At 47.3% G+C, this 6,589-nt stretch carries 4 protein-coding genes; all 4 read right to left on the bottom strand.

Annotated features, from left to right (window positions below; genetic code table 11):
• Window positions 1-455: 455 nt before the first annotated feature.
• The 4 genes from gyrA to yaaA all read right to left on the bottom strand — a co-directional run bounded on the left by gyrA (window position 456) and on the right by yaaA (window position 6,512).
• The gene (gyrA, locus tag D2910_RS14590; protein WP_084243421.1) at window positions 456-3,029 is read right to left on the bottom strand and encodes a DNA gyrase subunit A; all 2,574 of its coding nucleotides are present in this window, start codon (window positions 3,027-3,029) and stop codon (window positions 456-458) included.
• Window positions 3,030-3,058: 29 nt separating this feature from the next.
• A complete protein-coding gene (gyrB, locus tag D2910_RS14585) occupies window positions 3,059-4,987 on the bottom strand; it encodes a DNA topoisomerase (ATP-hydrolyzing) subunit B (RefSeq protein ID WP_084243422.1) in 1,929 nt (642 codons plus the stop codon).
• 183 nt (window positions 4,988-5,170) lie between these two features.
• Window positions 5,171-6,283, bottom strand: coding sequence for a DNA replication/repair protein RecF (recF, locus tag D2910_RS14580; RefSeq protein ID WP_117314020.1), 1,113 nt, complete (start codon window positions 6,281-6,283; stop codon window positions 5,171-5,173).
• Complete coding sequence (yaaA, locus tag D2910_RS14575; protein WP_084243424.1) at window positions 6,273-6,512, bottom strand: S4 domain-containing protein YaaA; 240 nt, start codon at window positions 6,510-6,512, stop codon at window positions 6,273-6,275. Before yaaA ends, recF begins: the two co-directional genes overlap by 11 nt.
• Window positions 6,513-6,589: the final 77 nt, after the last annotated feature.

Genomic DNA, 6,589 nt, shown 5'->3' with positions numbered 1-6,589 from the left:
AGCGTTCGTCCTGAGCCAGGATCAAACTCTCCATTATAGAAGTAGTTGATTGCTCAATACTGCTGGCGCATCGCCGTTCCGAAGAACGCGCGATTCGCTTTGATCTGCACAAGTGCTGATCAGTAATTAAGTCACGAACCCAAGAAGTTCGAAGGCTGTGCTCCGATCGCCGGAGGCGACCATCGCAAAAGCCGTTCTCGCGCCAAGGCGCTCGTGACGTCTCTTGTTGACGTTTTGCTGTTCAGTTTTCAAGGTTCAAATGATAACGCCGCGCTCATTGGCGACTTGATTAATATACCACGCCACGTAAGCTGCGTCAATACAAAACCAGAAAAAACTTCTGATTGGGACGATTTGTTTTCGGAGATTATTTTTCAGCTGAATTGCAAAAAAATTGCGTCAACAGCAAATGCCAAAAAAAGAACCTGCAGAATTCCTCTGCAGGTCCTTAAAATTTACTCTTCGTCTTCTTCTGGTACTTCTTCAACGCCGTCTGCTGCATCGTCCACTACGATTTCATCTTCCGCGTAAACGTCTGCTCCAGCGCTTTCTTCTATAAGAAGTTCATCGCTGCCATCTTCTTCTGTTTCCGGCAAATCGATATCTTTCTTCACTTTAGCAACTGTGGCCACAATTTCATCCTCGCTTAAACGGATCAAGCGAACACCTTGTGTGCTTCTGCCAGTTGTAGAAATATCATTAACATCCATTCGGATCAGCACGCCGTTGATCGTAATCAGCATGATGTCTTCCGTGCCGCTGACAGTCCGGACTGCGACAAGCGGTCCGTTCTTATCGGTGATCTGGCACGTTTTGATTCCCATTCCCCCACGGGATTGAACGCGGTATTCGGATTCCTTCGTTTGTTTGCCGTAGCCATTTTCTGTAATGACAAGGACATTATCTTCAGGATCCAATATTTCCATACCAACGACTTTATCGCCTTCGCGGAGTCGGATGCCCCGGACTCCGCTTGCCGTACGGCCCATGCTGCGGATATCGGTTTCAGGGAAACGGATCAATGCGCCGTTGCGTGTTCCGATAACCATTTCTTTGGTTCCATCGGTAAGTTTGACTGAAATCAGCTCATCTTCTTCGCGAAGACCGATGGCAATCAAACCATTTTGGCGGATGTTCGCGTAATTGGTTACTGGAGTCCGCTTGCTGATTCCGTCACGTGTTGTAAAGAAGAAGAAGGCGTCTTCCTTGAATTCTTCTACACGGATAACAGCTGTAACTTTTTCGTCTTTGCCGATTTCAAGCAGATTCACTAAAGGCAAACCTTTTGCAGTACGGCCATACTCAGGAATCTGATAACCTTTTTTACGGTATACTTTCCCTTTGCTCGTAAAGAACAGGATCGTGTCATGGGTAGAGGTATATAGAAGGTGTTCTACAAAATCATCCTCGTTTGTGCCCATCCCCTGAACGCCGCGTCCGCCGCGTTTCTGGCTGCGGTACGTATTTGCAGGCAAACGTTTGATATAACCGTTATGAGTCAATGTCAGCACTGAATCTTCACGTGGAATCAAATCTTCATCCTCGAACATTTCAGTACCGCCAGTAGTGATTTCGGTTCTTCTTTCATCGTTGAAACGCTCTTTGATTTCTGTCATCTCTTCACGGATTATTTCAATGATCCGGTACTCATTGGCCAGAATTTCGCGCAGCTCTTCGATGGTTTTCACCAATCCCTGGTACTCATCTTCGATTTTATCGCGTTCCAGACCCGTGAGGCGCTGAAGGCGCATATCAAGGATAGCCTGGGATTGGCGCTCAGAAAGGTTGAAATCGTTCATTAATCCGTTACGTGCTTCTTCTGTTGTCTGCGATCCGCGGATCAACGCAATGATTGCATCGATGTGATCCAGCGCTATGCGCAATCCTTCCAGAATATGTGCGCGGTCTTCCGCTTTTTGCAGATCAAATTGAGTGCGTCGGCGGATGACAACTTTCTGATGCTCTAAGTAATGGAATAATACATCTCTCAAACCAAGAACTTTCGGATGGCCGTCTACCAAAGCCAGCATATTGATGCCGAAGCTCGTTTGCATTGCAGTCTGCTTATACAGATTGTTCAACAGCACATTGGCGCTTGCGTCACGGCGGACTTCAATGACAACACGCATACCGTTACGGTCGGATTCGTCCCGAAGGTCTGTGATGCCGTCGATTTTTTTATCGCGCACCAATTCAGCAATTTTTTCAATCAACCGCGCTTTATTGACTTGGTAAGGCAATTCGTGGATCAGAATTGTCTCACGGCCATTCGGTTTCGTCTCAATTTCTACAACTGAACGAATGAGAACAGAGCCTTTTCCTGTTTCATAAGCACGGCGGATCCCGCTCCGTCCCAGGATAATGCCGCCAGTCGGAAAATCGGGGCCAGGGATATATTCAAGCAGTTCTTCTGTAGTGATTGCAGGATTTTCCGCCAACGCCAAAACAGCGTCAATCGTTTCACCCAGGTTATGCGGTGGAATATTGGTAGCCATACCGACAGCAATCCCTGACGTACCGTTAACCAACAGGTTCGGGAAACGGCTCGGCAGGACGATCGGCTCTTTTTCCTGGCCATCATAGTTTTCTTTATAATCAATCGTGTTCTTGTTCAGGTCACGCAATAATTCCATTGCGATTTTGGACATTCTTGACTCGGTATAGCGCATGGCAGCCGCCGCGTCGCCATCGACTGAACCGAAGTTTCCGTGTCCGTCAACCAGCATATAGCGGTAACTGAAATCCTGCGCCATACGGACCATTGTTTCATAAACCGCACTGTCACCGTGGGGGTGGTATTTACCGATTACATCCCCAACGATACGCGCAGATTTTTTATAGGCTTTATCGGAAGTGATTCCGAGATCATGCATTGCATACAGGATACGGCGATGGACCGGTTTCAATCCGTCGCGAACATCCGGCAAGGCACGTGATACGATGACGCTCATCGCGTAATCCAAAAACGACGTGCGCATCTCCGTGCTTATATTTATTTCTTCTACTCCACTGCTAGGCCGTTCCGCCATTTCCGCAGCCTCCTCTCACCTGTATCACCTTAAACATCCAAGTTCTTAACATAGCGGGCATTTTCTTCAATGAAGTTCCGGCGCGGTTCCACGTCGTCCCCCATAAGAATATGGAAGGTTTCGTCCGCCATCATGGCATCATTCAATGTCACCTGCAGCAACGTGCGGACATCCGGATCCATTGTCGTATCCCATAATTGTGTAGCGTTCATTTCACCGAGCCCTTTATAACGCTGGATATTCGGTTTCGGATTACTTGAAAGCTTCGACAATGCTTCTTTCAATTGCGCATCCGTATAGACGTATTCAACATGCTTGCCTTGTTTGATCTGGAATAAAGGCGGCTGTGCGATATAAATGTAACCGGCTTCGATCAACGGACGCATATAGCGGAAGAAGAACGTCAGCAATAAAGTCCGGATATGCGCGCCATCGACGTCGGCGTCAGTCATGATGACCACTTTATGGTAACGGGCTTTTTGAAGGTTGAATTCTTCTCCGATTCCTGTCCCTAACGCAGTGATAATGTTGCGAATCTCTGCATTTGATAAAATTTTGTCCAAACGGGCTTTTTCAACGTTCAGGATTTTACCGCGCAATGGCAGAATCGCCTGGAAATGGCGGTCACGGCCGGATTTGGCCGATCCTCCTGCAGAATCACCCTCAACAATATAGATTTCACTGATTTTCGGATCGCGTGAAGAGCAATCCGCCAGTTTCCCGGGCAGGCTTGAAACTTCAAGGACCGATTTGCGGCGTGTAAATTCACGCGCTTTTTTAGCAGCCATACGGGCGTGGGAAGCCATGATGCCTTTTTCGACGATTTTGCGCGCCGTGGCAGGATTTTCAAGCATGAACCGTTCAAATCCACCGGAAAACAGGTTATTGACGATTGTGCTTACTTCCGTATTGCCCAGTTTCGTTTTAGTCTGGCCTTCAAATTGAGGATCCGGGTGTTTAACGGAAATGATTGCCGTCAACCCTTCACGGACGTCATCGCCCGTCAAATTCGGATCGGCATCTTTAAGCATGCCGTTTTTGCGGCCGTAATCATTGATGACCCGCGTCAACGCAGTTTTGAAACCGGATTCGTGCGTTCCGCCTTCATGTGTATTGATATTATTGGCAAAAGAGAAAATATTGGCTGCATAGCCCGCATTGTATTGCATAGCGACTTCTACATTGATGCCTTCTTTTTCAGCTTCCACGAAAATCGCTTCTTCGTGGATCGGATCTTTTGTTTTATTTAAATGTTCGACGTAGGACTTGATCCCACCCTCGAAATGATAGACTTTCTCTTTTTCTTCACCTTCGCGTTCATCGGCAACGACGATTTTCAACCCTCTGTTCAAATACGCAAGCTCACGCAGGCGGTGATCGAGGATATCGAATTCATAAACAGTCGTTTCCTTGAAGATATCGCCGTCCGCCTTGAAGCGGATAGTCGTACCTGTATGATCGGATTCACCGATGACATTCAATTCTTCCGTCACCGCTCCGCGCTCGAACTTAATATAATGGCGCTTGGAATCACGGTTTACAAAAACTTCCGTCACTTCTGACAGGGCATTTACAACTGAAGCCCCAACGCCGTGCAGGCCTCCTGATACTTTATAACCGCCGCCGCCGAATTTACCGCCGGCATGGAGCACGGTCATGATGACTTCGACAGCCGGGCGCCCCATTTTTTCCTGCATATCGACCGGAATCCCGCGGCCATTGTCTTCAACGCGGATCCAGTCGTCTTTTTCGATGGTCACTTTGATCTGGTCGCAATGACCGGCAAGTGCTTCATCGATACTGTTATCGACGATTTCCCATACTAAATGGTGAAGGCCTCGTGAGCCTGTCGAACCGATATACATACCCGGTCTTTTACGTACCGCTTCCAATCCTTCCAACACCTGGATTTGATTGGCGCCATATGATTGCTGAAGTTCATTTTCTTCCATAGCCATTCCATTCACCTGCTCTTCCTCACAACATTTCTATTTCCCATGGCAAGCTGTAATTCTCTGAACTGCTTCACTTTATGCAAATAAAATATTTTTCATCGCCGGCCGCACAAAAACACCGCCATTTACATTACATGCCTGATGACGGCCCAACTTTCAGCTATTCGGCTGCTTCCACTTGCTGTATTACTCTTTGACGGTGCCTTTTGTTACTTCAAAGAGGCGCGCGCTTTGAATCGTTTCATGCTGGATGCCGTCCACACTCGTCGTGGTCACGAACGTCTGGACCGAACCGCGAATCGTATTCAGCAGATGGGACTGGCGGTAATCGTCCAATTCCGACAATACATCGTCCAGCAATAAAACCGGAGGCTCTCCCACTTCCTGTTTGATCAGCTCGATTTCAGCCAATTTCAACGACAGGGCGGTTGTCCGCTGTTGGCCCTGCGAGCCGTAAGTCTGGACATCATAGCCATTGACGATAAATTGAAGTTCATCCCGATGCGGTCCGACAAGCGTCACTCCGCGGTCGATTTCCCTTTTTCTCACTTCAAGCAGCTTTTTCTGTAAAAAAGACGCCATTTCTTCCGGCGTCCAATCGGGATCCAAACCGCTGATCGGCTGGTAGCGGATCTCCAATTGCTCGAGTCCCCTTGAAATCCCCTGATGAATCGGGGCTGCCCATTTCTGGAGCAGATCCATGAAATGAAACCTTTTCCGGATGATTTTCACCGCTGCTTCTATAAATTGATCAGTATAGACATCAAACATGACGTCATTGATCGATTGTTTGCCGTAATTCTGCTTCAATATATGATTCCGTTGCTTCAATAATTTCTGGTAAGTCAAAAGATCATGCAGATAGACAGGCGATATCTGTCCGATTTCCATATCGATGAAGCGGCGGCGTACCTGTGGACTGCCTTTGACAAGATGCAGATCCTCCGGTGCGAACATCACCACATTCAATTGTCCGATATAATCGCTCAGCCTCCGCTGCTCCAGATGATTGACTTTCGCTGTTTTGCCTTTTTTGGATAAGGTGATTTCAAGCGGCAATTTGCCGTATTTGCGGTAAACATCAGCTTTAATTTTACCATATTCCGCATCCCAGCGTATCAATTCCTTATCGTTTGAGGAACGATGGGATTTGGCCATCGACAGAACATAGAGTGCTTCCATGATATTCGTTTTGCCTTGCGCGTTTTCTCCTATAAAAACGTTGATCTCGGGAGAAAACTCCAGCTCCAGCTTTTCATAGTTGCGGTAATTCAGAAGTTCGAGACGGTCAATCCGCATCGAAGCTCATGCCTTCGGCGATCACGATACGAAATTCTCCCACTTCTGGAATGGATACTGTATCTTCCGGACGCAGCTTTTTGCCTCTGCGATTTTCCGCTTCACCGTTGACGAAAACTTCATGCTCACTCAGGAACCATTTCGCCATTCCACCGGAACTGATCGTATCTGTCATTTTCAATAATTGACCCAATGTAATAAATTCTGTCTCAATACCGATTTCTCTCAAAATGCACTCATCCTTCAATTCGTAGTCTATCCCTCTATTTTACCCTAAATACCCCCAGAAGTAAAAAAGGATAGCCT

The sequence above is a fragment of the Planomicrobium okeanokoites genome (assembly GCF_003428875.1).
Classification (GTDB): Bacteria; Bacillota; Bacilli; order Bacillales_A; family Planococcaceae; genus Planococcus; species Planococcus okeanokoites.
This window is presented reverse-complemented; position numbering and strand designations above follow the sequence as displayed.

What these genes read in the sequence shown, in the direction of transcription:
- gyrA (WP_084243421.1), bottom strand. Translation starts at nt 3,029, where the DNA reads ATGGCGGAACGGCCTAGCAGTGGAGTAGAAGAAATAAATATAAGCACG.
- gyrB (WP_084243422.1), bottom strand. Translation starts at nt 4,987, where the DNA reads ATGGCTATGGAAGAAAATGAACTTCAGCAATCATATGGCGCCAATCAA.
- recF (WP_117314020.1), bottom strand. Translation starts at nt 6,283, where the DNA reads ATGCGGATTGACCGTCTCGAACTTCTGAATTACCGCAACTATGAAAAG.